This is a genomic window from Mesotoga sp., from assembly GCF_035363035.1.
GTDB lineage: Bacteria > Thermotogota > Thermotogae > Petrotogales > Kosmotogaceae > Mesotoga.
Genome location: NZ_DAOSEH010000008.1, coordinates 36,333 through 60,878, shown reverse-complemented (window position 1 = coordinate 60,878; position 24,546 = coordinate 36,333). Strand labels below are relative to the sequence as shown.

At 48.6% G+C, this 24,546-nt stretch carries 25 protein-coding genes; 18 read left to right on the top strand and 7 right to left on the bottom strand.

Annotated elements, in window-relative coordinates:
• Positions 1-459 precede the first annotated feature (459 nt).
• The 3 genes from PKX57_RS02910 (at position 460) to PKX57_RS02900 (ending at position 2,696) form a co-directional block, all read left to right on the top strand.
• Positions 460-1,347, top strand: coding sequence for an effector binding domain-containing protein (locus tag PKX57_RS02910; RefSeq protein WP_472414790.1), 888 nt, complete (start codon positions 460-462; stop codon positions 1,345-1,347).
• A 397-nt stretch (positions 1,348-1,744) separates the two neighbouring features.
• Positions 1,745-2,191 (top strand): DUF3795 domain-containing protein, encoded by a 447-nt coding sequence (locus PKX57_RS02905; protein ID WP_472415968.1) that lies wholly within the window; start codon positions 1,745-1,747, stop codon positions 2,189-2,191.
• Positions 2,192-2,195: 4 nt separating this feature from the next.
• Positions 2,196-2,696: a DUF7000 family protein gene (locus PKX57_RS02900; protein ID WP_472414791.1), complete on the top strand. Its 501-nt coding sequence runs from the start codon at positions 2,196-2,198 to the stop codon at positions 2,694-2,696.
• A gap of 51 nt (positions 2,697-2,747) precedes the next feature.
• Here the strand turns inward: PKX57_RS02900 and corA are convergent, their stop codons facing one another.
• Complete coding sequence (corA, locus tag PKX57_RS02895; protein ID WP_472415966.1) at positions 2,748-3,815, bottom strand: magnesium/cobalt transporter CorA; 1,068 nt, start codon at positions 3,813-3,815, stop codon at positions 2,748-2,750.
• Positions 3,816-4,031: 216 nt separating this feature from the next.
• Here corA and PKX57_RS02890 point away from each other — a divergent pair, with 216 nt between their 5' ends.
• Together PKX57_RS02890 and PKX57_RS02885 are read left to right on the top strand one after the other, a co-directional pair.
• Positions 4,032-5,420, top strand: a complete 1,389-nt coding sequence (locus PKX57_RS02890) for a transglutaminase-like domain-containing protein (RefSeq protein WP_472415964.1) — start codon at positions 4,032-4,034, stop codon at positions 5,418-5,420.
• A gap of 182 nt (positions 5,421-5,602) precedes the next feature.
• A complete protein-coding gene (locus PKX57_RS02885) occupies positions 5,603-6,298 on the top strand; it encodes a molybdopterin-dependent oxidoreductase (RefSeq protein ID WP_213922109.1) in 696 nt (231 codons plus the stop codon).
• 23 nt (positions 6,299-6,321) lie between these two features.
• Here PKX57_RS02885 and PKX57_RS02880 read toward each other — a convergent pair whose 3' ends face one another.
• Together PKX57_RS02880 and PKX57_RS02875 are read right to left on the bottom strand one after the other, a co-directional pair.
• A complete protein-coding gene (locus PKX57_RS02880; RefSeq protein ID WP_213922108.1) occupies positions 6,322-7,392 on the bottom strand; it encodes a winged helix-turn-helix domain-containing protein in 1,071 nt (356 codons plus the stop codon).
• A 101-nt stretch (positions 7,393-7,493) separates the two neighbouring features.
• Complete coding sequence (locus tag PKX57_RS02875; protein WP_213922107.1) at positions 7,494-8,330, bottom strand: DegV family protein; 837 nt, start codon at positions 8,328-8,330, stop codon at positions 7,494-7,496.
• Positions 8,331-8,960: 630 nt separating this feature from the next.
• On the opposite strand from PKX57_RS02875, the gene PKX57_RS02870 reads away from it, so the two are divergent.
• The 12 genes from PKX57_RS02870 (at position 8,961) to pth (ending at position 20,779) form a co-directional block, all read left to right on the top strand.
• Complete coding sequence (locus PKX57_RS02870; RefSeq protein WP_472415962.1) at positions 8,961-10,256, top strand: ABC transporter substrate-binding protein; 1,296 nt, start codon at positions 8,961-8,963, stop codon at positions 10,254-10,256.
• Positions 10,257-10,323: 67 nt separating this feature from the next.
• The gene (locus PKX57_RS02865; protein WP_214048734.1) at positions 10,324-11,205 is read left to right on the top strand and encodes an ABC transporter permease subunit; all 882 of its coding nucleotides are present in this window, start codon (positions 10,324-10,326) and stop codon (positions 11,203-11,205) included.
• 19 nt (positions 11,206-11,224) lie between these two features.
• On the top strand, positions 11,225-12,055 hold the full coding sequence (locus tag PKX57_RS02860) for an ABC transporter permease subunit (protein ID WP_213920792.1): 831 nt from the start codon (positions 11,225-11,227) through the stop codon (positions 12,053-12,055).
• 186 nt (positions 12,056-12,241) lie between these two features.
• A complete protein-coding gene (locus PKX57_RS02855; RefSeq protein ID WP_472412745.1) occupies positions 12,242-13,012 on the top strand; it encodes a class I SAM-dependent methyltransferase in 771 nt (256 codons plus the stop codon).
• 4 nt (positions 13,013-13,016) lie between these two features.
• Positions 13,017-13,655 (top strand): hypothetical protein, encoded by a 639-nt coding sequence (locus PKX57_RS02850; protein WP_214048733.1) that lies wholly within the window; start codon positions 13,017-13,019, stop codon positions 13,653-13,655.
• 218 nt (positions 13,656-13,873) lie between these two features.
• On the top strand, positions 13,874-14,635 hold the full coding sequence (locus tag PKX57_RS02845; protein WP_214048732.1) for a glucose 1-dehydrogenase: 762 nt from the start codon (positions 13,874-13,876) through the stop codon (positions 14,633-14,635).
• 80 nt (positions 14,636-14,715) lie between these two features.
• On the top strand, positions 14,716-15,906 hold the full coding sequence (locus tag PKX57_RS02840) for a DUF438 domain-containing protein (protein ID WP_470745833.1): 1,191 nt from the start codon (positions 14,716-14,718) through the stop codon (positions 15,904-15,906).
• Between the two features lie 94 nt (positions 15,907-16,000).
• The gene (locus PKX57_RS02835) at positions 16,001-17,125 is read left to right on the top strand and encodes an aldo/keto reductase (protein WP_470745832.1); all 1,125 of its coding nucleotides are present in this window, start codon (positions 16,001-16,003) and stop codon (positions 17,123-17,125) included.
• A 138-nt stretch (positions 17,126-17,263) separates the two neighbouring features.
• Positions 17,264-18,607, top strand: coding sequence for a bifunctional UDP-N-acetylglucosamine diphosphorylase/glucosamine-1-phosphate N-acetyltransferase GlmU (glmU, locus tag PKX57_RS02830; RefSeq protein ID WP_214047907.1), 1,344 nt, complete (start codon positions 17,264-17,266; stop codon positions 18,605-18,607).
• On the top strand, positions 18,607-19,554 hold the full coding sequence (locus PKX57_RS02825) for a ribose-phosphate diphosphokinase (RefSeq protein WP_213920474.1): 948 nt from the start codon (positions 18,607-18,609) through the stop codon (positions 19,552-19,554). The genes glmU and PKX57_RS02825 overlap by 1 nt, the downstream gene beginning before the upstream one ends.
• Positions 19,555-19,567: 13 nt before the next feature.
• The gene (locus PKX57_RS02820; RefSeq protein WP_213920475.1) at positions 19,568-20,209 is read left to right on the top strand and encodes a 50S ribosomal protein L25; all 642 of its coding nucleotides are present in this window, start codon (positions 19,568-19,570) and stop codon (positions 20,207-20,209) included.
• A gap of 3 nt (positions 20,210-20,212) precedes the next feature.
• Positions 20,213-20,779: an aminoacyl-tRNA hydrolase gene (gene pth, locus PKX57_RS02815; RefSeq protein ID WP_213920476.1), complete on the top strand. Its 567-nt coding sequence runs from the start codon at positions 20,213-20,215 to the stop codon at positions 20,777-20,779.
• Positions 20,780-20,835: 56 nt separating this feature from the next.
• On the opposite strand, the gene PKX57_RS02810 is transcribed toward pth, so the two are convergent.
• The 4 genes from PKX57_RS02810 to PKX57_RS02795 all read right to left on the bottom strand — a co-directional run bounded on the left by PKX57_RS02810 (position 20,836) and on the right by PKX57_RS02795 (position 23,662).
• Entirely contained in the window at positions 20,836-22,077 is a 1,242-nt protein-coding gene (locus PKX57_RS02810) for a DUF4147 domain-containing protein (protein WP_214047909.1), read from the bottom strand.
• 168 nt (positions 22,078-22,245) lie between these two features.
• Complete coding sequence (locus tag PKX57_RS02805) at positions 22,246-22,614, bottom strand: hypothetical protein (protein ID WP_213920478.1); 369 nt, start codon at positions 22,612-22,614, stop codon at positions 22,246-22,248.
• 129 nt (positions 22,615-22,743) lie between these two features.
• The gene (locus PKX57_RS02800) at positions 22,744-23,157 is read right to left on the bottom strand and encodes a hypothetical protein (protein WP_470745831.1); all 414 of its coding nucleotides are present in this window, start codon (positions 23,155-23,157) and stop codon (positions 22,744-22,746) included.
• Positions 23,158-23,206: 49 nt separating this feature from the next.
• Entirely contained in the window at positions 23,207-23,662 is a 456-nt protein-coding gene (locus PKX57_RS02795) for a hypothetical protein (protein ID WP_213920480.1), read from the bottom strand.
• Between the two features lie 263 nt (positions 23,663-23,925).
• On the opposite strand from PKX57_RS02795, the gene PKX57_RS02790 reads away from it, so the two are divergent.
• Complete coding sequence (locus tag PKX57_RS02790) at positions 23,926-24,537, top strand: deoxynucleoside kinase (RefSeq protein ID WP_213920481.1); 612 nt, start codon at positions 23,926-23,928, stop codon at positions 24,535-24,537.
• Positions 24,538-24,546 lie beyond the last annotated feature (9 nt).

Sequence of the window (24,546 nt, the reverse complement as noted above, 5' to 3'; positions counted from 1 at the left end):
TTCTTTGCCGGTGCGCTTCCTGAGAATCCTCTCGACAGACCGTTCACCGACATTGGCTCGCCGACCTGGGAAACATCCAAGACGGTATCCTGGACCGTAACCGGTACTGGAACCGCGACGATCACCTTCTCTTCTACCAGAGGCGGAGTCATCTCTACAACTGTTGAGCTGAAGTAGGAATTAGCAAGTCTGATCTCTGAAACAGGCAACAAGTATTTATAGTGATTGTTGTTTCTTGATCCACATAAAAAGAAAGATTTGGTCTACCTCCTTGGGTGTCCTCCAGAGGTCTGGAGGACACCTTTTTTATGAAGTAAGTGGCAGACACAATGGTTTTTTCTCAATGAATTATAACCGTTGATGGTATTGACTCTCCCGTTACGGCAAAGAGTATAATCTCCTCTGTCAGATTAAATTCGTTCTATCGGGGTGGTGATCTGAATCAAGAAGATCGGCGAGGTGGCTTCTGCTTTCGATGTATCCTGTCGTACTCTGAGATACTACGAAGAGATCGGCTTGCTCAAGAGTTTTCGAAATGAGGAGTCTCTGTACCGTTACTACGATGAGGACTCTCTGAAGAAGCTCGAGGAAATTCTCTTTCTGAAAAGTCTTGGTTTATCTATGAAGGAGATTCTAAAAGTCCTTACGATTTACGATATGGAAAAATTCAAAACTTCACTGGTCAACAGGCTGGAAACTTTGCTGGATGAAAGTAATACTATCAGTCGTGAGAGATCCAGAATAGAAAAACTTCTTGTACATCTCGACAGCGGTGTCGGCGTAAAGCTTTCGGATATAATGGCCGAACTCCATCATAGTGAAGAAGATAGGCAACAACAGGTAAGATCTTACGAGGAGGAAGAAAAAGTGAGAAGCCCGAGAGAATGCCTTGATGTAAGGATTGTTCAATTGAAGCCGTGCAGGGTCGCATATTACAGGTCCAGTGGGAAGAGTCCCGAGTACGATGTGCTGAGAGTAATGGAGGAGTGGGCCTCTAGAAGAGGTTTGTTAGATCTCTTCTCAACAAGAAACTTCGGGTTCAACAATCCTTCGCCTTCTCCTGAAAGCGAAGAGTACGGTTACGAAGTCTGGTTGACAGTTACTCAGGAAACGGAGCCTTCTGGCGGGGTGGGAATGAAGGATTTCTCCGGCGGACTCTATGCTGTAATCAGCACCCACCTTCACGACATAGCGGAGAACTGGAAGGCGATATCCCGGTGGGTCGAAAGTAACGATGAGTATTGTGCCGGAAGACATCAGTGTCTGGAAGAGATAATTTCCCCGGACTGGTTCGATGAATCTGCTGTCCAGTTTGATCTCTATTATCCGATTCTCAGGAGGCAATAGATCGTCCGAAATTGATACTAGAAAACCGGGCCAGGGCAGAGTGGGTTGTGCGTTGTGGATTGTCGGTAAAAACACGAGAAAGAGCGTTTAGAGCTCTCTTTGCTCATGAGAAGGCGAGAGCGAAAATAGGGACTGACGGGCTCCTGGCGTCTGTCCCGTTTTTCGCGACGTGAAGGGAGTGAGACTGTCATCCCGTAGTGTCGGGATCTAATCTCTTCCGTCTCGCACTCTCTCGAGCGTTCGTCGTGGGAGGTGTGAGGTGAGAAGGTTCTCAGATCTTGATCTTCATACCTCTTACCTCTCCGTCCCCTCGTCGCCCGCATCTATTAAATGGTATGATCTATCAAAAGATTTGTACAGGGTCGGCTCAATAGATGATGGCTAAAAGAGGTGGCGTATGGAAGAGCAGTTAATCGCTCCATGCGGTATGAATTGCAGTCTGTGCATCAGTTATCAGTCGATGAAAAACGACTTGAAAAGGCAGGGATTTCACAAAAAGTACTGTCCCGGCTGTATCCCGAGGGGGGAGAATTGCATCCACATGGGCGATCAGTGCGAGCTGCTTGCGAAGGGAAAGATCCGCTTCTGCCATGAATGTGAAGTTTTTCCCTGTAAACGATTGAAGACGCTGGATAAGCGCTATCGCACGAAATATCATATGAGCATGATAGAGAACCTTGAGTTCATCCGCGACAATTCCGTAGAGCTGTTTTTGAAAGAGGAAGAGATAAAATGGCTCTGCAACGAGTGTGGCGGCATTATATGCTGTCATAACGGACTTTGCTTGAATTGTGACCTTGAAACTCTGCGTAAGAACAAAAAATACCGCTGGAAAGAGGAGTAGGGCTGTGGAATCGCTGAACGATCTTGTACGGGAATACAATAACCAGTTAAGCAAAGGAAGGATTCAGAAAGCATATAGAGAAATAATGTCCTTCATGTCCAATCTGAGAACATACCTGGAGGAAAAGAATCCGGACTATACAACCGGTGCTCTATACTACGGTTATATGGACATGACATACTTCGCATTTACACCCTCCAATTTGAAGAGCAGGAAGTTGAAAATCGCCGTTGTGTATTTGCATGAGCCGAACAGTTTCGAAGTCTGGCTGGGTGGGAACAACAGAAAGATCCAGGCTGAATACATTGAATTGTTCACCAACAAAGGCACAGGGGGGTACAAACTGTCGCGGGTCTCTCCGGGAGTGGATTCCATAATTGAATCCACCCTTTCTGAACAACCAGATTTCGATAATCCCGGAGAACTGATGAGACAGATCGAAAGTAAGGTAATCGAATTCGTAGAGAGGATCGTTTTCATACTCGGTGAACAATTAGAAAGATGAAACACTGCACAGTTAGGAATGATCGGCACTTACATATATCTTGATATCGCTTCAATCTTTCCTGAACCAGCCTTTTTTATGGAAGAAGTACAGCATGGCTCCGGCGATGGCGACCATCGCTCCCAGTACGATCGGATAGGCCCATTTCAGCTCAAGTTCCGGCATGAAGCGGAAGTTCATTCCATAAACACCGGCCACGAAGGAAAGCGGTATGAAGATCGTGGAAATTATGGTGAGGACTTTCATGATTTCGTTCATTCTGTTGCTCATGGAAGAAAGATAAACGTTCATGAGCTCGGAGGCCAGTTCCCTGTAAAGGTCGAGCATATCTATGGACTGTATGACATGATCGTACACATCTCGAAAATACAGTGCCGTCTTCCCATCTATATAACGGTTTTCATTTCTCGCCAGCTGACCTATCGCGTCCCTTGTCGGCCAGAGAATTCTCTTCAGTTCGGCGAGACCATGCTTGAGTTCGTAAAGTTTCTGGAGTTTTTCTTTGTTGATTTTGAGGATCATCTCATCCTCGAGTGCTTCCAGAGAACTCCCAGTTTCCTGGAGCACAGGGAAGTAATTGTCTATGATGGTATCTATAAGAGCATAAACCGTGAAGTCATTGCCGAGTTTCCTTATGGTGGATCCACGGCGCATCCTCTGCCTTACTGGGTCGAAAACATCCCCATACCTTTCCTGGAAAGTCAAGACGAAAGTCTCACCAACGAAAAAGCTGACCTGTTCGGAGATCACTTCCTTCTCTTCGAGTCTTATCATGCGAAGACAGATGAAAAGGCCGTTTTCGTACTCCTCTATTTTCGGGATCTGTGGGACGTTGGTGATATCCTCCAGAGCCAGTGGATGGAGCTTGAAGATCTCTCCCAGCTTTCTCACCGTTTTTTCGTCGCCCAGACCCTGAACGTCTATCCAGTTTACCCGTCCCTTCTCGAAGATGTGCTCCTCTAGCAATGAGGGATCTTCGACGGTGACCTCTTCTATCTCCTTCTCATTGAAAGTTATCAGCTTCATTACCGGAAAAGGCGAGGACTCGTCTATGCTCAGGGTGCCCGGTACGGATCCCGACGGCGGTTTCCTCTTCGTGAATAGCCTGCTTTTAGCCATAACTTCTCGACCTCCAGAAAGATATTATCACGGTCGATGGTGGAAATATATCTGGCTTAAAGCTCTCAATCGACGATGGTGATGCCGGACTGAAAATTAATGCAAAAACCTGGACTTTGGGTCGAAAGATCACATGTATTGTTTGAATTATAGGTATGAATAGTTATATACTACCTGTGTTATGTCTTCTTGAAAGACAAGATGGGGGGTACAGTTATGAAAGCGAAACTGATTCTTTTACTCGTACTAATAGCTACGATGGCTCTCGGAACCACGCTTCAGAAATCTGACGAATACCTTCAAAAGCAGAATGAGATTAAACTCGCGATCGAATTCTCGCTGACTTTCGAAGAGGCCAAAGAGATCATAGTCAAGCACTATCCCGAGCTCAAGAGTGATGAAGACGTAAGAAGATTCATAGTGGATAGAGATATTCAGAGGCGTACCGTTGACGGTGTTGAGATGTATTTTGGAGAATTTGAACACAATCTCTTCACCCGCGACCCCGAACTGGTCAAAAGAGAACCCGAATGGTCGGCCACCAACGCCCTGCTGGTCAAATATCTTCTCAGCGAATACGGGCCGCGGCAGACACCTTTCGCCAATTTCAAACCTGACTTTAGCCCCTATTTCAATCCCAAAGACTACCTTGTTGAATACACAGTACACACCGAAAGAAATTTGTTACCGGAAAAGGGCTCTCTGAAGATCTGGTTTCCCCTACCTTTGCAGACGGCCACACAGGAGAACATCTATATCCTGGAAGTGACTCCAGAGGAAGCAGTCGTCGGGGTTCCCAGAATTGACGGTGATATTGCATATGTTCTTCTTGAATTCGAACTCTCTGATCTAGAAGAAGACCTGGACATCTCGGTGAAGTTCACCTTCAGACACTACCAGCAGCAGTTCGACATAGATCCGGAAAAAGTGGGAAACTACGATACTGAAAGCTCACTGTATAGGGATTACACGAAGTCGGAAGGCAGTATCTACTTCGATGAAAGGTTCGAGCAGCTTGCCAGAAGCATCGTTGGGGAAGAGACGAACCCGTATCTCCAGGCGAAGAAAATATACTATTATGTCGTAGAAAACATCCTGTATAGTTATATGGCTCACGTTACGATCGGGGCCGAAGGAATACCCGAAAGTGTTTACTCATTCGAACACGGCTACGGAGACTGTGGAACTCAGTCCATTATCTTCTCGGCACTCTGCAGATCCATCGGGATACCGGCGAGGGCACCGGGAGGCTTTCAGATATTCACCGGCCAGCTCGGGTCACATTTCTGGGCCGAGTTCTATCTGCCAAACTACGGCTGGGTCCCGGTCGATACCTCTGCGGGCCAGATTGCGACCTACACCGTGGGCATCACCGAAGAGGAGCGACAGGATTTCATAGATTACTTTTTCGGCAACCAGGACCCTTTAAGGTTTGTTGTCCAGAATTCTGTGGATTTCATGCCAGATGAGAGACCGACCGATAATCAGTTCCTGGAGATCACCATGCAAAATCCATATGTGGATAGCGAGTTCGGAAACGAGGAGTTCGGAGTCGCCATGACGATCCTCGATTCCTTTGAGATGAAGACGATTTTGCTCAGATGAAGTTTAGATCTGAACTCTTTAAAGGTTGGAGAAGTCATAATTTCGCTTGACAAGGCTTCTTCTCCTACCACCCTGCCCGGAGAGTCTTCTCCGGGCTTTTCTTTGCCAGGCTGGCGAACTACAAATTAAGCATCGATGTCTAATTATAACGGTACCAGATAAGTCGTCGGAGGTGTTAACTGGTGAAGGTTCTGCTTTTCATATTCTTATGCGTAATCGTAGTTACAGTGATAGTCTTTGGAATAAACAACTCACCGAAAAAAGATGTACAGGAGATACTGGTGAGAGATTACCAGGGAATCAGGCTAGATGATCTCAGCGCTTTCAGAGAGAACTCCATAAAGGGTGTACAGTACGTCAACGAAGAGAATTACATTCTCAGGATCGGCGGACTTGTCGAAAGGCCTTACGAGATGAGTTACTCCACTCTTCAGGAACTGGAACACATGGAGAAAGTCGTGACTCTTTTCTGCGTCGAGGGATGGACCGCCAAAATGCTTTGGGAAGGGATACCGCTCGTGGAACTCATAGAGAAGGCCGGCCCAACAGCGGAGGTGGATAACGTGATCTTCAAATCCACAGACGGCTACACTACCAGCCTGAGTTTGGATTATGTTAAGGAAAGGAACATCATACTCGCCGATAAATTGAATGGTATAAAACTACCCCCGGCGCAGGGCTTTCCTTTCATAGTGGTGGCGGAAGATAAATGGGGCTACAAGTGGGCTCGCTGGGTAGAAGAAATAGAACTTTCGGACGATGAGACTTACCGAGGATACTGGGAGATCCTTGGATATAGCAGCGACGGTAGCCTGGACAAGCCGATGTTCGAAAGGTACGACAAACCGGAGAGTTCCGGCGGAAAGGAGCTGCGCTAACCGTTCCAGACGCTTTGGTCGTTCTAGTCGTTTTCTGACAGCTGTCCGATCAGCAAATCGATCACTTCATCGCGGTCGGCGGTGAAGTAAACTCCTTCTTGAGTGCGGTAGGTCTTTATGAGGTTGCAGGCGACCAGATTGCTGAAGGTCTCAGTAACTTCTGCGTTGGACATCTTCAACTTTCTGGAGATGTCGTAGCCGGTGTAGCGTTTCCCGAAGAGCATGCGCAAAAGCTTTATGCGTCTGGGTTCTCCCATAGCCCTGTACCTCGCGGCGGCCTGACGAAGTGGGTCGTCTTCGAGAACTGAATTCACGAATCTGTATCCTACGACGAAGAGGTCGTTTCTCGCTCTGGGATGGAAGACACCGCCCTGGGCGTTCTCCACGAAATAGGAGATGGCCAGCAGTATCTTCCTCCCGTCTTCCAACTCATCGTAACGCATGTTGTCTATGAGTTTTAGAAGGTACTCCTCGCCCCTGGACTGGAGGTTTTTAATCAGATCTCTTTCGCTCTCTTCCATGGCACCTTCGTCGTAGGAAATTGTGGGAAAGATGTGCTCGGCGTACCATTCCAGAAGATACACGAAATCGTCTTTCATCGAAACTGGGTTGGAGAAGAAATCCAGCATGACAGCTTTCTGATGGGGTGTCAGCACGGCTTTCTTGGCCAGGAAAACTAGCGCCTTTTGTTGGTCGCCAAGCATCTGCGAGATTATGCTTTCATCGAAGCCTACGGCCCTCGGACCGAGACCGATCAGGAGGAAGTCCCTCAGCAGATCTTCCGGGGGTACTGCCCGCAGGGCTTTCAAGAACTCGTCAACCGTTTTGAGACCATTTTCGCTTATGATCGGACTCAATCTCATGGCAAGCGGCGTCTGCCAGTTGAAGTACAGATCCATCTTTTCCAGTATCGACTCAGGTAGCTTTTTGAGAGTGATCCTTACCCATTCGGCTATCTCGCCGACGGGCCTGTAGCCCGGCGTAAGCTCTTTGAAGTGTTCGACCAGCCTTTCGTTGTTTGTAAGCCTGTATATCCCCGGTAAAAAATCGTAGATCCTTCCCTTTCTTGTTTCGACTCTATCGATCGTTTTCACCTGAACACCCCCAGTCTTTGATAGTTAACCATATAAAAAACGGCAATTCAAGCGCTTCAAAAGCCCCTCCGCTCGAATCGCCGTCAAATTTCGGGATCAGACTATGCCCATTCGCTGATTATACCGATCCCCTCCGGGCCGAGATGCGTACCTATAACAGGTTCGATCAACGAGATCTCGACCTCGACAGTTGGAACCCTTTCAAGCAGTATTCTCTTCAGCTCTGTGGCATCTTCGCTTCTCTTTATGTACACGATATCGACCCTTTTGAGCTCGGCCGGGTCCTTACCTTTGAGAGTGTGATCCACCATACTCTGGAGGAGCTTTTTGTTTCCCCTGACGTTTTCAACGGGCTTCAGTTCGCCTTCGTCCATCTGGAGAACGGGTTTCATCTTCAGGAGGTTTCCCATAAGGGCTTTAGCCTTTCCGATCCTACCCCCCTTGTAGAGATAATTGAGGTCATCCACGGAGAAGATCGTGCGGATTTTTTTGTAAAAATCGGTTGCGTACTTGACCAGAGTATCTGTATCACTGCCTTCCTCGATCATTTTCGACAGGTTCCTGATAAGCATCCCCAGACCATTTTCCGTGAGCAGCGTGTCTATGACGTGAACGGGCATATCGAAATCCCTGGAAGCTATGCTCGCCGAAACGAAAGTGCCGCTCAGCTTACCTGAAATCAGAGGAACAACGAGAACATCAAAGTTTTGTAGTGCCCTGTCGAAGGCCTCCATAAAATCCTGGGGAGAGGGCTGCGAAGTGGTCGGAAGTTCCGCTACAGTCCCCAGCTCGTTGTAATAGGAATCGAGATCGAGATCGAGCGCTCTGGTGTATTTACCGGACCTGTTGACGTAGAGCGATACTATATATACCCCCAGCTTCTCAATCTCAGCGGACTTAAGGTTGCACGTATTGTCTGTGACTATGCCTATGCTCATAAACAATCCCTCCGTTCAGACTAGATTGCTCAAATTATAGACCATAGAAGTCGGAATATCGATAAAAGACGATCGGTTTTTTCCTGAAGGTATGGTTACCCTCTGCGCAACTGTAACGAGTTTCCCGGTAACACATTCGCTCTTTCTTGCTTTTTGAGAATTCCTGGAGATATTATTTCAAATACTGAATTCACTAATCACAGTATTTAATTCAATAAATCTAATATATGAGCCAAAATAATCAATTATCTTCTTTTCATCGATTAAATATCTGCGTAACACAAATTATTGTGCCAAGCTATAGTATAAATGTACTAAGATATAAAATTATTTGAGAATTGAGTATAAATAATCCAAAGTTTCAGGAGGGATCGATTATGAGGAAATTTTTCGGGTTCTGCTTTCTCGTGATTCTGGTAGTTGACAGAGTCTTCGTGGAAATGATCGAAGGAATAGGTGACAGGAGAGTCAGGAGAAGCGTAAAATAAAAGACCGTATAGACTGTATTCACGTATTCAAAAGGTTTTTTTACCCTTCGGCGCGAGTCGAAGGGTTTTTTGTCGAGAGTGGTGGTGTTATAATCATTTTGCGATCCATCGTACTTCCATTTTTCAACAAGGAGGCATTTGCATGAAGAAGATACTAGTCGTTGTTCTGGTTCTTCTCTCGGTCGTGGCTTTTTCCAAAACAACAATCACTTTCTGGCACGCGATGAGTGGCAGCAACCTCACCGCCGTTGATAATGTCGTCAAGGGATTCAACGAAAGCCAGAACGAGATCGAAGTGGTTGCGCAATTCACCGGGAGTTACGCCGAAACTCTCACCAAAGCGATAGCAGCTTACAGAACTGGAACACACCCCCACATCGTACAGGTTTACGAAGTCGGACTACAGACCATGCTAGATAGCGGAGCTATCCTTCCAGTTTACCAGCTGGCCGAGCCGGGTTTCGATTGGGGAGACGTCGTCACCCCAATCCTGAACTACTACTCGGTGAACGATCAACTCTACTCCATGCCATTCAACTCGTCGACTGCCATCCTCTACTACAATAAAGATATTTTCGCGGCGGCCGGGCTGGACCCCAACAAGCCACCGTCAACCTTCGACGAACTGTACGAAATGGGCAAAAAGATTGTACAATCGGGCGCATCTCAGGGAGGTATCTCGTTCGGCTGGCCGGCATGGGTCTTCGAGCAGATGCACGCAACTCATGCGCAGTTCTACGCCAACAACCAAAACGGTAGAGAGGCCAAGGCTTCGCAGGTTCTATTCAACGGAGAGTTCGGTCAGAAGGTTTTCATCGAGTGGATGAAGTGGGCACAGGACAAGGTCTTCGTCTATGGTGGTAGGGAGTACAGCGCCAACACTGCTTTCCTCACCGGGCAAGTCGCCATGTTGATCCAATCGACTTCTTCGGTGGGTTCCATTCAGAAGACCGCCTCTTTCAACGTCGGGACTTCCTTCCTGCCGAGAATGGAAGGTTACCCCAGAGGAAACTCGGTTATCGGAGGCGCCACGATATGGGTTCTCAAGGGAAAGTCCGAAGCTGAAAACAAGGCTGTCTGGGAATTCCTGAAGTACATAATAAGGCCCGAAGTCTCTCTGCAATGGCATAAGAGCACCGGTTACTTCCCCTCGAGCAACACGACCGTCAAGCTACTCATGGATGAGGGTTGGTTCGCTTCTCAGCCAAACCACCTGACCGCCTTCCTGCAGATACTCAGCGGATCAAACATACCCGAAGCACAGGGAGTCAGACTGGGTAACTTCGTCGCGATAAGAGATGTAGTCGATTCAGCCGTCGAAAAGGCCGTTCAGTACAAGGGAAAGGATTACGAAAAGGAAGCCAAGAGGATTCTCGACGATGCGGCAAAAGAGTGCAACAACATACTGAGAGAGTACATTCAACTATACGGTGATTGATTTGCTTTTCGACGGGGAGGGGTTTTTCCCCTCCCCTTAATCCATTTTCAGGCGGTGAAAGAAAAAAATGCAGAGAAGATTTCCCAATCGAGTGCTCCCGTACATCTTGCTCTCTCCCTCGATTGTTATAGTTATTATCTTTCTCATCGTACCGACCGTTCAGTCCATATATATGAGCTTCTTCAGGGTTTCTCCATTCGGCGATAGAAAGTTCTTCGTCGGTTTCGAGAACTTCACCAGACTCTTCCAATCGTCAGCCTATCTGCACAGCCTGATAATAACCCTTATCTTCGCCGTATTAGTGGTGCTCATCGGCCTGTCGCTGGGAACGGTCATAGCCGTGTTACTGAATCAGAAGCTGCGCGGTCTATTCGTTTACAGGACTTTTTTCATCTGGACCTACGCCATCTCACCGGCCATCGCCGGGACCATATGGGCGCTCATGTTCAACCCGTCGAGCGGTCCGATAGTTTATATAATAAGAAGTATCACGGGGATAGGGATCAACTGGATGACCGATAGAAACCTCGCTCTCGCGGTCGTTGTCATAGCCGCTTCGTGGAAGATGCTGGGTTACAACATTATCTTCTACCTGGCCGGCCTGCAGGCTATTCCCGAAGAACTCCTGGAATCTGCCTCTATAGACGGTGCCTCCGGCGTAACGAAGTTCTTCAAGATCATCCTGCCGCTCCTTTCGCCGACGACCTTTTTTCTTCTGATTATGAACATGCTGTACGCCTTCTTCGATGTCTTTGGACTGATAGATATTATGACCAAAGGTGGTCCGGGCGACGCGACCGAGTTGCTGGTCTATAAGCTTTACAGGGATGGTTTCATAAGCATGAACACCGGTTTCGCTTCCGCGCAGTCGGTCGTCCTCTTCGTCTTCGTCGCCATTCTGACCGTCCTCCAATTCAAATACACCGAAAGAAAAGTCTTCTACGGATAACGGGTGGGGATGGATAAACATGAAGAAGAAAAATCTTAAAAAAATGGTGATATACCTGGTGCTCACCGGCATGGCATTGGTGGTGATGTTCCCGATCTACTACGCCTTCAGTATGAGCACGCTCACGGCAGCCGAGTCCTACAGCTACCCACCCCGTTTCACAACTGGAAAGAACATAATAGAGAACTACGTGACGGCCTGGAAGACTGTGAACATGGGCAGACTTATGCTAAACAGCGGTTTCACGGCCTTCATCGTGGCGACCGGAAAGATAGGCTTCGCTATACTGGCGGCCTTCGCCTTCACTTACTTCGGCGACTTCAAGGGAAAGTTCTTCTTCTTCGGCATGATACTGATAACACACATGCTTCCGCTTCCTGTGAGGATTTTACCGACTTACGAACTGATGAAGAGCTTCGACTGGATAAATACCTACTACGCTCTCACAATACCCTTCTTTGCCAGCGCCACGGGGACGCTGCTCTTCCGCCAGCTCTTTATGACCGTCCCGACATCGCTCTCGGACGCCGCGAGAATAGATGGTGCCGGTCCTATGAGGTTTCTCTTCAATGTGCTCCTTCCTCTTTCAAAAACCAATATGGGCGCGCTTTTTCTGATAGAGTTCAACTTCATCTGGAACGAGTATCTGTGGCCCCTCATAATAACTACAACCAACGACATGAGAGTCGTTCAGATCGGCATCAAGATGCTGCTGGCCAGCGAAGCCCAGGCAGCGGAATGGAACATCATCATGGCAGGAACGATAACGGCCATGATAGTACCTCTCATAATGCTTTTGATATTCCAGAAGACTTTCATGAGCGGTTTCAGTTTAAAAGAAGAAAAATAACCGGGGAGAGGCTCCCCGGTTTGTCCGCTCATCTCCTCGGGTCTCTCTTCAGTCCGTCGAAATCAACCGGAGACTTGTTCTCATCGATTATGTATTATACTAGGATTGACCCGAAGCTCGCAGGTTCTTCGGGCATCCGGTAGATTGATATAGATCCTTCATTATTTGGTGCGAGGTGTGCGAGGTTTGAGGGAGTCGTGGGAATATTACAACGATATCGCAACTAGATACGATTACATGTACGAGGAGCCTTACTGGCAACTTTACCACATGCTAGTGGAAAGGCTGGTGGATGATCATATAACTCACCGTTCCAGAGTGCTCGACCTCGGCACCGGAACAGGAAGATGGGCATTAAGAATGGCCGAAGACGGGCACGATGTCATCGGCGTAGATCCGGCCGGGGAGATGTTGAAAGTGGCCCGGATGAAGGCCGAGTTGGCTGAACTGAAGATCGAGTTTCTAGAAGTCGGTGGAGAGAACCTTCCTTTTGAGAAAGCTTACTTCGATAGCGTTCTGGCAATGGGGGATGTGCTCTCTTATGCTGTGGAGCCGGAAAAGGTCTTGAAAAAAGTTGGTGAAGTACTCAAAAAAGGTGGTAAACTCCTCGCGAGTGTCGATAATGCCTGGGCTTTCCTCCAGGACTTTCTCTCCCTTGCTGAATATTCGATGGCCCAGAAGTTGCTGGACGAGAGGAAGATTCCGATAGGCGACAGGTCGGTGAGTAACAAGAACTTTCTTTCTCGTGTATACTTTCCTGGAGAGATAAGCGGCATTTTAAGATCCAGCGGCTTCGAACTAGTCGATATGGCTTCTCTCATTGCCTTTTATCCCTACAACGAAGTCTCGCTGGCGTCGAACATCTCTAAAGCCTGCGAGTGGGAATATCGTTATTGCAGACAGAAAGAGACCTTCTCAAGATCCGAGCACCTGTTCTTCTGTGCAATCAAGAGGTAGAAACATGGCGAAGAGACGTAAACAATCACCGGCAATGATAATTGGATTGACACTGATACTGGCATCGATAGTTGGATTTGTCTTCTCGTTGATGGCAGTGAACCGTGTTGGGCAGGTCAGGAAAGAGATGACCGAACTGAAGAATTCTTACGAGAGAAAGATAGAGAAGATGGAGGCCGATTTCCAGACCAAGTTAGCCAGTATAGAGAGATTGCTTGGAGGGGGTGGCACGCTAGAGAAATACATAGTGGCCAAAAATTTCCTTTCCAATACCAGCGTAGATCTAGACGCTATACTGACTGAAATGCAGCATCAGAGCGACAGACCCTATTTCAGAGTCTTCGTGACTGGCACCAAGGAAGTCTGGATAGGGATGAAAAAGAGCTCGAGCGATTCGGCATACTACTTCCAGAAAAACTTCAAACCGGGTCTGTCTCAAGAGAAGTTCTACTACCTTAAAAATCCCGAGATAGAGACCAAATACACGATAATGCTGAACAAAGACGCCTACATAAGGACCGGAGTGCCTGAGTCGGTCTATCTAATATTCTTCGGCTTCGATTCGGGAAAACTCTCCAGAATGCCGGGAGTAGAAATCGCCAACCTGAAAGATGCCTTCAATCTATACATTCCTGGAGGGTAATTCTCTTCTGCCTTCACGCGCCGGGGTCTTGATATTGAAGGTAAGAGGAATGAGCGTGAAAATCTTTCACTCTTCGTAACTGTTATCTCTGGCCTCTCTCATCGCACAACTCGGAAATCTTGCTAATTATTATGAACAGTAACCCTTCGAGCCTTTGTGATATAATAAATATAGCCGATAAATAACATCGGATATCGTGAGAGAAAGGAGGAATAACTATGAAAAGGTTCGAAGGAAAAGTTGCGATGGTTACGGGTGGAGGTTCCGGAATAGGTGCCGATGCGGCTGAAGCCTTCGCGCATGAAGGTGCGACGGTGGTTGTCACCGATATCGATGAGGAGAAGGGTAGAGGACTCGTAGAAAAGATAAACGGCCATGGCGGCAGGGCGATCTTTTTGAAGCACGATGTTTCCAGCGCCGAAGAGACGGAAAAAGTCGTTAAAACAATCGTCGAGAAATTCGGAAGGCTCGACATAGCCTTCAACAACGCAGGCATAAGCGGCCCTTCCGTTTCGGTAGCCGAGTATCCCGTTGATACATGGGAAAGAATAATCTCCATAAACCTGAGCGGGGTCTTTTACTCTATGAAATACGAAGTCGAACAGATGCTTAAGCAGAGTGGAGGAGCCATAATAAACAACTCTTCGATTCTCGGAAAAGTCGGCTTCAGCAACGCTTCGGCATATACGGCCTCCAAACACGGCGTGGTTGGACTGACAAAAGCGGCGGCGCTCGAATACGCCAGCAGGAATATCAGAATAAACTCGATCAACCCGGCCTTCATCAAGACCCCCCTGCTGGAAGCGGCCGGTATGGGCCAAACCTCGCCGGCCTACGAGATGATGGTGGCCCTCCATCCGGTCGGTAGGTTCGGAGAACCCAGAGAAGTTACCAGTGTCGTGCTCTTTCTAGCCAGCGACGAGGCATCATTCATACACGGGGAGTCGCTGATGGTTGACGGCGGGTACACGGCCAGATAATCGACCGTTGAGGTAACATATGTTACTGACCTCTCTTTCACGCTGAAGTATCATCTGATTTAGAAGACGGAGGTGTGAAAATGAGCGAACTGTTCAACAGGGAAGATTTTCTCAAGAATCTTATAAAGAGAATACACGATGATCCGGAAAACCTCGAGAAAGTGAAAGAGGATTTCATGAGAGTCGTCAGGGAAATGACTCCTATAGAGATTGCAAAGATCGAGCAGGAACTCGTCAACGAGGGTATGCCCGCAGAGAGTATCCAGCTCATGTGCAACATTCACCTGGATGTTTTCAAAGAGGCGCTCAGTGAAGATGAGATCGACGTTGAGCCGTGGCACCCTCTCCACATACTGGTCGAGGAACATAGAGACATCCTCAACAGGTCGAAAGAACTGCGCGATCGAGCAGGCCGTATAAGAAACGGAGATCTAACGCAGAGCGACGTCCAGGCCATAGCCAATCTGCTCGACTACATGGACGAGGTAGAGAAATATTTCCTCAAGGAGGAGAACGTACTCTTTCCCTATCTGGAAAAGCACGGACTGGTACAGCCGCCCGCGATCATGTGGAAGGAACACGATGAGGTTCGTGGATTGCGCAAAAAGCTGAGAGAGATGATAGACGACGGCACAGTCGAACCGGCAAAGGTTTTCGATCTTTCGATAGGTATCGGGGAGATCTTTTCCAATCACATCTTCAAAGAGCACAAAATACTCTTCCCCTCGGCTTTGAAACTGCTCTCACTGGAAGAGTGGCGCGACATCAGGATACAGTTCGACGGGATAGGCTATTTCGCATATCGACCGATGCCTGTGGAATTCTCACTTTCGGAATCGAAAATGGAAGCCTCCAGTAGGGAAGGCCTTTTGAACCTGGGTAGTGGCTACCTGACTTTCGAGCAGCTCAGAGCGATGATGAGCTCTTTACCCTTCGACATAACCTTTGTGGACGGCGACGACACTGTTCGTTTCTTCAGTGAAGGACCGGACAGGATCTTTGTGAGAACGCGTGCGGTCATAGGACGGAAAGTTCAGAACTGCCATCCGCAAAAAAGCGTGAACGTCGTCAACAAAATCCTCGCCGATTTCAAAGCCGGCCAACGTGATGTCGCAGACTTCTGGCTCAACCTCGGCCCAAAAATGGTATACATAAAATACATAGCCCTCAGGGATTCACAGAAAAGGTACATAGGAACGCTCGAAGTGACACAGGATATCGCTCCTCTAAGGGAGCTGGAGGGTGAAAAAAGAATCTACGACGCTCTCTAGGAGTTGATCATAAATCGGGTCGAAAATCCGGGGCAGATATTGTAGAATATAATGTGGCTTTCAAGAATCTTCTATATTCTTCCGGAGGTATAAAATGGTTCGCAGAGAAATGGGAAAGACCGGAGAAAAGGTATCTGCCCTGGGGTTCGGATGTATGAGGTTGCCCACGCTCGACAGCGGCATAGATATACCCGAAGCGACGCGTATGTTGAGACACGCCATAGATAACGGGGTCGATTATGTCGATACGGCCTGGGGTTACCACAACGGCCAGAGCGAGCCGTTCGTAGGCGAAGCCCTCAAAGACGGGTACAGGGAAAAGGTGAATCTTGCCACGAAGCTTCCCAGCTGGCTCATAAAGAGTCACGAAGACATGGATCACTATCTCAACGAGCAGCTCAAGAGACTCCAGACAGATGTTATAGACTTCTACCTACTTCACGCCCTGAACGGCAGATTCTGGGACAACCTTGTGAAGAACAACGTCTTCGACTTCATGGACAGGGCAAAAAGGAGCGGTAGAATAAAGCACATCGGGTTTTCCTTTCACGATACGCTGGAGACTTTCAAGAAGATCGTCGATGCGTACGACTGGGAGTTCTGCCAGATACAGTACAACTTTCTCGACACCGACTACCAGGCCGGAACCGATGGGCTCAACTACGCGGCCAAAAGGGAGATGGGTGTTATAGTAATGGAGCCTCTCAGGGGCGGTAAACTCGTCAGGCGTATCCCCGCAGATGTGCGGAAGATATGGGATTTGGCTCCACAGAAGAGATCGCCCGTCGAGTGGGCACTAAGATGGGTGTGGAACGATCCGGCTGTCGGGGTTGTGCTAAGCGGTATGTCGAGCATGGAACAAGTGGAGCAGAATCTGGAGATAGCAGGCGCGGCCCTTCCAAATTCATTGACCTCTCAGGAACTCTCCCTTATAACCAGGGTCAGAGAAATATACATAAGCCGGATAAAGATCAATTGCACCGCCTGCGGGTACTGCATGCCCTGTCCCAACAACGTGGCTATACCCGATTCTTTTGAGGTTTACAACGATGCCGCGATGTTCGACGATGTGGAAGGTGCGAGAAGGTCTTACAGCAACTTCTTCAAACCCGAGAACAGAGCATCCATGTGTGTCGAATGCGGTAGATGCGAGGAGCTCTGTCCGCAGAAAATACCCATAATAGAGAAGCTAAAAGAAGTGGCCGCACTTCTCGAATAACGGTACAGAGTGTGACTTCCGGAGTCACACTTTTATTTTACCGGGCCATCGAATGTTAACTATGCTGCTATATAATTATGCGGGAATACTAGTGAAAGAAAAGAGCGCAGACGATCTGAACTCAAGGGGGGATATTGAGTGACTGGAATAGTTCTTGCCGCAGGTCTCGGCAAGAGAATGAGGTCGAACCTGCCGAAAGTCGCACATATGATTATCGATCGGCCGATGGTTAACTGGGTGGTCTCATCCCTGAAAGAGGCCGGAGTCGACAGGGTGGTGGTCGTAACCGGTTACAGAGCGGAGATAATTGAATCGCTTCTGGAAAGCGATATACTGACCGTCAGACAGAATGAACAACTGGGTACCGGACACGCTGTCATGATGGCCAAAGATTTTCTCGACGACGACGATGTCGTGATTGTGGCTGGAGACGAACCGTTGATAAAGCCTTCGACTCTTCGGGAGATGGTCCGCAGGAGGAGAGAGGCCGATCTGGACGTGCTTTTTCTCACGATGGTTCCGCCTGATCCTTCCGGATATGGCAGGGTTGTGAAGCGTGACGGAAAGGTTGAGATCGTCGAAGAGAGAGATGCCAGCGAAGAGATCAGGAATATAAAGGAAGTGAACACCGGCATTTACGCCTTCCGGGGAGCTTTCATAAGTAACTCGATAGTAACCCTTAAGAACAGCAACGACCAGGGGGAGTACTATCTGACCGATACGGTCGGCATTGCCGGCAGAGCCGACACCTTGGTTGTAGCCGATGCCGAGGAGGTTCTCGGTATAAACAACAGGGCACAGCTTGCACAGGTAGCGAGAATCGCCAGAAAGAGGATAAACAACACTCTAATGGAAGCCGGTGTGACGATAGTCGATCCAGAAACTACACACATAGGGCCGGGAGTGAAGATCGGTATCGACAGCGTAGTAGAACCCATGACCTTTATTTATGGTAAGACCACGATCGGTCAGAACTGTCTTATAGGACCGATGACAAGGATACAGGATTCAAAAATTGCAGACAATGTCGAAATAGTACGCTCGGAAGTACTGGAAGCAGATGTAAGGGAAGGAGCCAGGGTTGGGCCTTATTCCCGTCTGAGGCCGGGAGCGGTGATCATGGAACAGGCTCATGTCGGCAACTACGTGGAACTCAAGAAATCGATCCTCGGCAAACGATCGAAAGCCAACCATCTCACATATCTGGGCGACACTATCATAGGTGAAGATGCCAATATAGGCGCTGGAACGATCACATGCAACTACGACGGCAAGAACAAATTCAAAACCAGTATCGGCGACAGGGCCTTCATCGGGAGTAACTCCTCGCTGGTTGCGCCGGTCGAGATCGGTGAAGGGTCCGTCACGGCGGCGGGCTCGGTCATAACCGACGATGTCCCCCCGTACTCGCTGGCGCTCGGAAGGGCCAGACAGATCAACAAAGAGGGTAAGTATAAAAAGAACAGAGAGGAGAAGGACTGATGCCATATCAGACGAATGAAATGAAGATCTTTGCGGGTTCGGCCAATCTCGCTCTGTCGAAGAGCATTGCCGACTATCTTGGAGTTCACCTTGGAGACTGTCACACGAAGAGGTTTTCGGATGGTGAAATAAACCTCAAGATCGACGAAACCGTCAGAGGTCACGATATATTCGTAATTCAATCTACCTGCAGCCCGGCAAACGAAAACCTGATGGAGCTGCTGATCATGATAGACGCCTTCAGAAGGGCCTCTGCTCACTCGATCTCGGTCGTGATTCCCTACTACGGTTACGCCCGTCAGGATAGAAAGGCCAGAGGAAGAGACCCTATAACGGCCAAACTCGTCGCCAACCTCATCACCACCGCAGGTGCCAGCAGGATAATAACGATCGATCTTCATGCCGAACAGATCCAGGGTTTCTTCGACATCCCCGTGGACAATCTTTGGTCCTTCCCCGTCTTTTCGAAGTTCTTCAGCGGACGTTTTTTCAATAAAGACGAAACGGTAGTGGTTTCACCAGATATCGGCGGGGTGAAAAGGGCCAGCAAGTTCGCAGCCAAACTGGGTGTTCCCCTGGCGATTCTCGACAAGAGGAGACCCAAGGACAACGTGGCCGAGATGGTGCACATAATTGGTGAGGTGGAGGGTAAGACAGCCATAATCTTTGATGATATAATTGACACCGGTCGTTCACTTGTGGAAGCGTCCAAGATGCTAAAATCCAACGGCGCTCAGAGGATATTCGCCTGTGCGACTCACGGTGTCCTGTCGGGAGAGGCCAAAGAGATAATTGCCGGTTCCGAACTGGAGAAGGTCTTCATAACCGATACGATTCACCACGACGATCTGCCGGAAAACATAAGGATGTTGTCTATAGCTCCTCTTCTGGCAGAGGCTTTGACGCGTGTCAGGAAAAATCTCTCGGTGAGTATTCTGTTCAGATAGAGGAGGGAAACAAATGCACGAGATAAATTTCGTTGCCGAAATTCGCAGCGGAGAAACCAGAGCAAAGAACCTGCTGAATCAGGGAAGGATTCCGGCGGTAGTTTATGGACCCGAAGTGGAGACTTTCTCTGTAAGCCTCGACAAAGTCGAGGTACTCAGACATATAAACAAGATCGCTGAAACAACTTTCGTCGTCCTTTCCATGGATGGCAAAGAGCACCATGTCTTTCTGAAATCCGTTCAAAGAAACAAGGTGACCGACGCGATTATACACCTGGATTTCTACTCTCCGTCCAAAGGTCGCAGAATGGAGATTCACATTCCGATAAGGCTGAGCGGAAAGCCGATCGGCATTGAAAAAGGTGGAATCGTTGAGCATATAATCAACGAGCTTCCCGTCTCTGTGCTTCCAAAGGATATCGTTGAATCGATAGATGTCGATATCTCTTCTTTCGATGTCGGCAAGATACTGAGAGTCAAAGATCTTCCGATTCCCGAAGGAATGAAGCCCCTGGCTGACGGTGAAGAGCCAGTTCTTGTTATAGAGCTTCCTAGGGCAGCCAGAGGAGCCGAAGTAGAAGAAGCGCCGGAAGAAAAAGAGGGTACCGAACCCGAAGTTATAAACAAGGGAAAGAAAGAGGAAGAAGAGGAATAAATAGTGTTCCTTTTTATAGGTCTGGGAAATCCCGGCCCACGTTATGTTTTCACCAGACATAACGTGGGTTTTCTCTTCGTGGACGAGATGATGAGGAATGGAGTCCGGAAGACCTCCAAAAAGAAGATTTACGAAGCCTATCTTCTGGAGGGAGAGCCCAAGATATATCTGGCGAAACCACTGACCTTCATGAATCTCAGCGGTATCGCGGTGAAGAGTCTGATCGCGGATCTTAACCTCACCCGGGAGGATACGGTCGTGATAGTCTATGACGATATCTGGATCCCTCTGGGAAGGATAAGGATCAGGGAGAATGGCTCAGACGGAGGACACAATGGCTTAAAATCGATAATCACCGAACTGGGAACGAAGGACTTTCCACGAATCCGCATAGGCGTGGGACCTCTCCCGGAGAACCGCGATATGATCGATTACGTGCTCGGGCAGTTTTCAGACGAGGATTACAGAACCGTGAGCAAAGCGATAGATCTCGCCGTTCAGTCTGCGCGGGAAATCGTGGCCGGCGACTTCAAAAAAGTCATGTCGAAATACAACGGAATGGAAGTATAATTCCCCCGGTAAGACCAGTTGCGAACGAAAACGACTGCTTATGATCTTCTTGTTTCTCACCGGCAAAGCAAAACTACCAGATCGTTGACGTTAGTTCCGGTGGGGCCGGTCTTGAGAAGTTCACCGGACATTTCCAGCGCGTGATAGGAGTCGTTGTCCAGGAGGTAGATGTATGGATCTATTCCCCGCTCGATCATTTCTCTGGCACTACCACCATCCACTATCGCGCCTGCGGCGTCGGTTGGACCATCCGTCCCATCCGTCCCGACACTGGCCAGAGCAACGTTGTCCAGCCCGTTCGACGCGATCGCGAATGAAAGGGCCAGTTCTTGATTCCTGCCGCCAAGTCCCGTTCCCCTGACGGGGACCACTGTCTCCCCCCCGAGGATTATCGCGCACGGTCTCTTCAAAGGCCGGTCATACACCTCTTCTCGGGCTATCGCCGCCAGGAAGCTTCCCGCGTCTCTGGCCTCGCAATCGAGCGTTGTGGTCAATATCATGGGCTCGTAACCGAGCTCTTTGGCAAAGACGCCGGCAGCTTCGCAGGCCCTGCCGACACTCCCTATGATTCTGGTTTGAACGTTACTTAAAAGATGCGGCGTTTCGATTTTCAAGATCTCGCGGAGTTCCGGTCTGAGAACCAGACCGTACCTATCAATTGTGGATAGCGCATCCTCGCAGGTACTGCTGTCGGGGTATGCCGGACCGGAGGCGATCGAATCCAGTCTATCTCCAAGAACATCGGAGAGTACCAGTGAATGTATCGTAGTTTGAGCGAACATCTTCGCGAAACGTCCGCCTTTTACTACCGATAGACGCTTTCTAACCGCGTTGATCTCGACGATGTTCGCTCCCGACCTCAATAAGCGGTTGTTTATATCCACCAGATCATCCAGAGTAACTCCCTCCACGGGCTTTTCGAAGAGAGCCGAACCGCCCCCGGAGATCAGAAACAATATACTGTCGGGGTTGATGGCGTTTATCATTTCCAGAGCTTTCGTCGTTGCGGCGATTGTGTTTTCGTCAGGAAGAGGGTGCCCGGCTTCAAAACTATCGATTCCCGGTATGTCTCCTTCAACGTGTCCGTACTTGGTGATGATCACACCGGCCGTAATAGACTGCCCGAGCTTCTCCCTCGCCGCTTTAGCCATCCTCCAGGCGGCCTTCCCGATAGCCAGCAGGAAAGTTTTTCCGGGTAAGTGCAGACTCTCCAGGGAATTGAAAACCGCCTTCTCCGGCAGTACGGTCTCTATGGATCTCTCAATTATGTAACGCGCATCTTCTTTTATAGTATTCATTATCATCACCTCGAACTCAAGACTTGTTCACTATGTTACCACGGCGATTTAAATAACTCATGAAGACCTGCCAACCGGGGAACGTCATCTCCCGGCTATAAGTCGGGTACAGGTATATTAAACAAAAGAAGCGGTGATTTCTCACCGCTTCTTCCGTAAAAGTTTGCCTTATAGAAGGATCGTTAGATTCAAATACACACCGGGCAGGAAATTGTACAGAAGGCTCAAGCCCGCGCTCAGTATCAAACTCTCCGCAGGTCTCAGCAGAAACTCCCAGCCTCTGCCGAAGACGGGGATGAAGAACAGGAACTTTCCATCGAACGTAAAAGCGTTAACTTCGTTTGGTGTGAGCGGTTTCTCGTAATACGTGCTCGCCTGGAAAAGGAAGAAGTCCATTCCCTCGAAACCGGTGATGTTGCCCATCATATCGTACACCACATCTCCGTAGAGACCCTGACCGAGAATGAAGTTCTTTGGAGCTGCAACAAAGATCGAAGCAACCATAAGCACGGCAACCAGAATAAGCAGCTTTTTCATGTGAATACCCCCTTTTAAGGATTTATAGAGCATCTCAAACATAATTAGATTTTACACTCATTCCATGCCTTAAGTCAATCTCTTGTTCATCTCTAAGATCGAATTGACAGGCCCATAGCCTTCAAAATGCTACGGTTCTACCGGTGGACCGTCTCCCCTGGAGTAGAGAAGGAGATCGAGACTGTCACTTTTCACCGAATACTTCCAGCCGGTGAAAAGTGTTTCCTCTCCCGAAAGAGTTCTGTACTGGATGGTGGCTTCGTAGGTGTACTCACCCCATTCAACGGTGGAGTAATTGACTTTGACAATCTCAATCCTCTCCAGACTTTCGCCCTCATCCAGCAATCTCTCTTTTATGAAGAGCTCCGCGGTCCGCTCTATCGTACCGATCGTGCTTTCCGGATCAAAGCTCTCCACCCGTCCCCTGGTAGAGAGAAGAATAAGTATAATCGCCAGGGCTATGCCCAGGATTATGGAGTATTTGGTGATTGTCGATCTTACTTCGCTATCATGTTCTTGTTTGCTAGAAAGATCTTCGCTCAACAAAAAAGACCCCTTTCGGGGTCTATTATATCGGTTGCGCTCAGATTTTTCAGAATACGACGGCTACACTCAACTTTATCGCCGAGATTATGCTTGCGGGAATGGTTGTAGGAGCGAGAATCGCAGACAGAACCTGAAGCGGTGAAGCGGCTATCCCTGCTCCAAGTAGAAGAGTCTGGTTGTTCTGGAGAACCAGGGCATAATCGAATCCCGCACCGATGTAGGGGAAGATCACGAGGTTGGTTCCAAATTCATAGTAGAAATTGACCTTCTGCAATTCGAGAGGACTGAAATAGGTTTTCCAGGTCCAGCCCAGCCCAAGGTTCGGCCCAGTCCAGCCGGTTATGTTTCCAAAGACGTCCAGTTTGGCCTCTCCGTACACGGGGGAATGCAGCCCGGCCACCAGGGGCTTTCCATGAGCCTTATCGGGCCATACGATCAAAGGCTCTGAGAAAAGCGCCACGGCCAGTCCAAGAACCACAAACAGCAAAAGCAGTTTCTTCATCTCTATCCCTCCTCAGTGTTTTGTGCGAACTCAACCGGAGTTCCTTAAAGAGATTATACAACAACGCTTCCGTTAAGACCATCTATTGAACATCATCAATTCAATCGTACTGAACAATCTACCGGCCGACCCGTATTCTCAAAAATGGAAGTTGTATCTGCCGCTGTTTTCTTTGTTTGTCATTGATGATAGAATCTGTTGTAGGGCAATCATGCCGGTTTTGTCTTGCCAATCCACTTTGCGATGACCGGAGGAGATAAACTTTGGGAAGAATAATCGTCTTTGCTGGGAATGTCGGTGCCGGAAAATCCACGATTGCCGGAGCGGTGGCCGAGAGATTGCGATACGGAGTCCATTTCGAATCCGTTTCCGACAACCCCTTTCTGGAGGATTTTTACTACGATCAGAAGAGATGGTCGTACCATCTGCAAACTTACTTTCTCTATCACAGATACTGTTCACTGAAACACGCGGAGGCCAACGAAAACATGGTTTTCGATCGCTCCATCTATGAAGATGCCGAGATCTTCGCCCGCAACCTCTTTGAAACCGGAAAGATGTCCCGGAGAGAATATGATGCCTATACAACCATGTTCTATGCGATGATCGACTATCTGAAGAATCCCGACCTTCTGGTTTACATAGACGCCGATATCGACACGATTCTCACGCGCATCAGGAGAAGAGGGCGCGAAATGGAGCTGGCCGTACCGATCGCGTACTGGGAACAGCTGGATAGGCTTTACTCCGACTGGATAGGGAGTTACAACCGCTCTCCGGTGTACAGGATCGATGCCAGAATAGTCGATATTGTGACTAACCCCGGCCATCTGGACGGGGTGATGAGGGATATCGAAGCGATAATTAATGGATGAGTCAAGTTG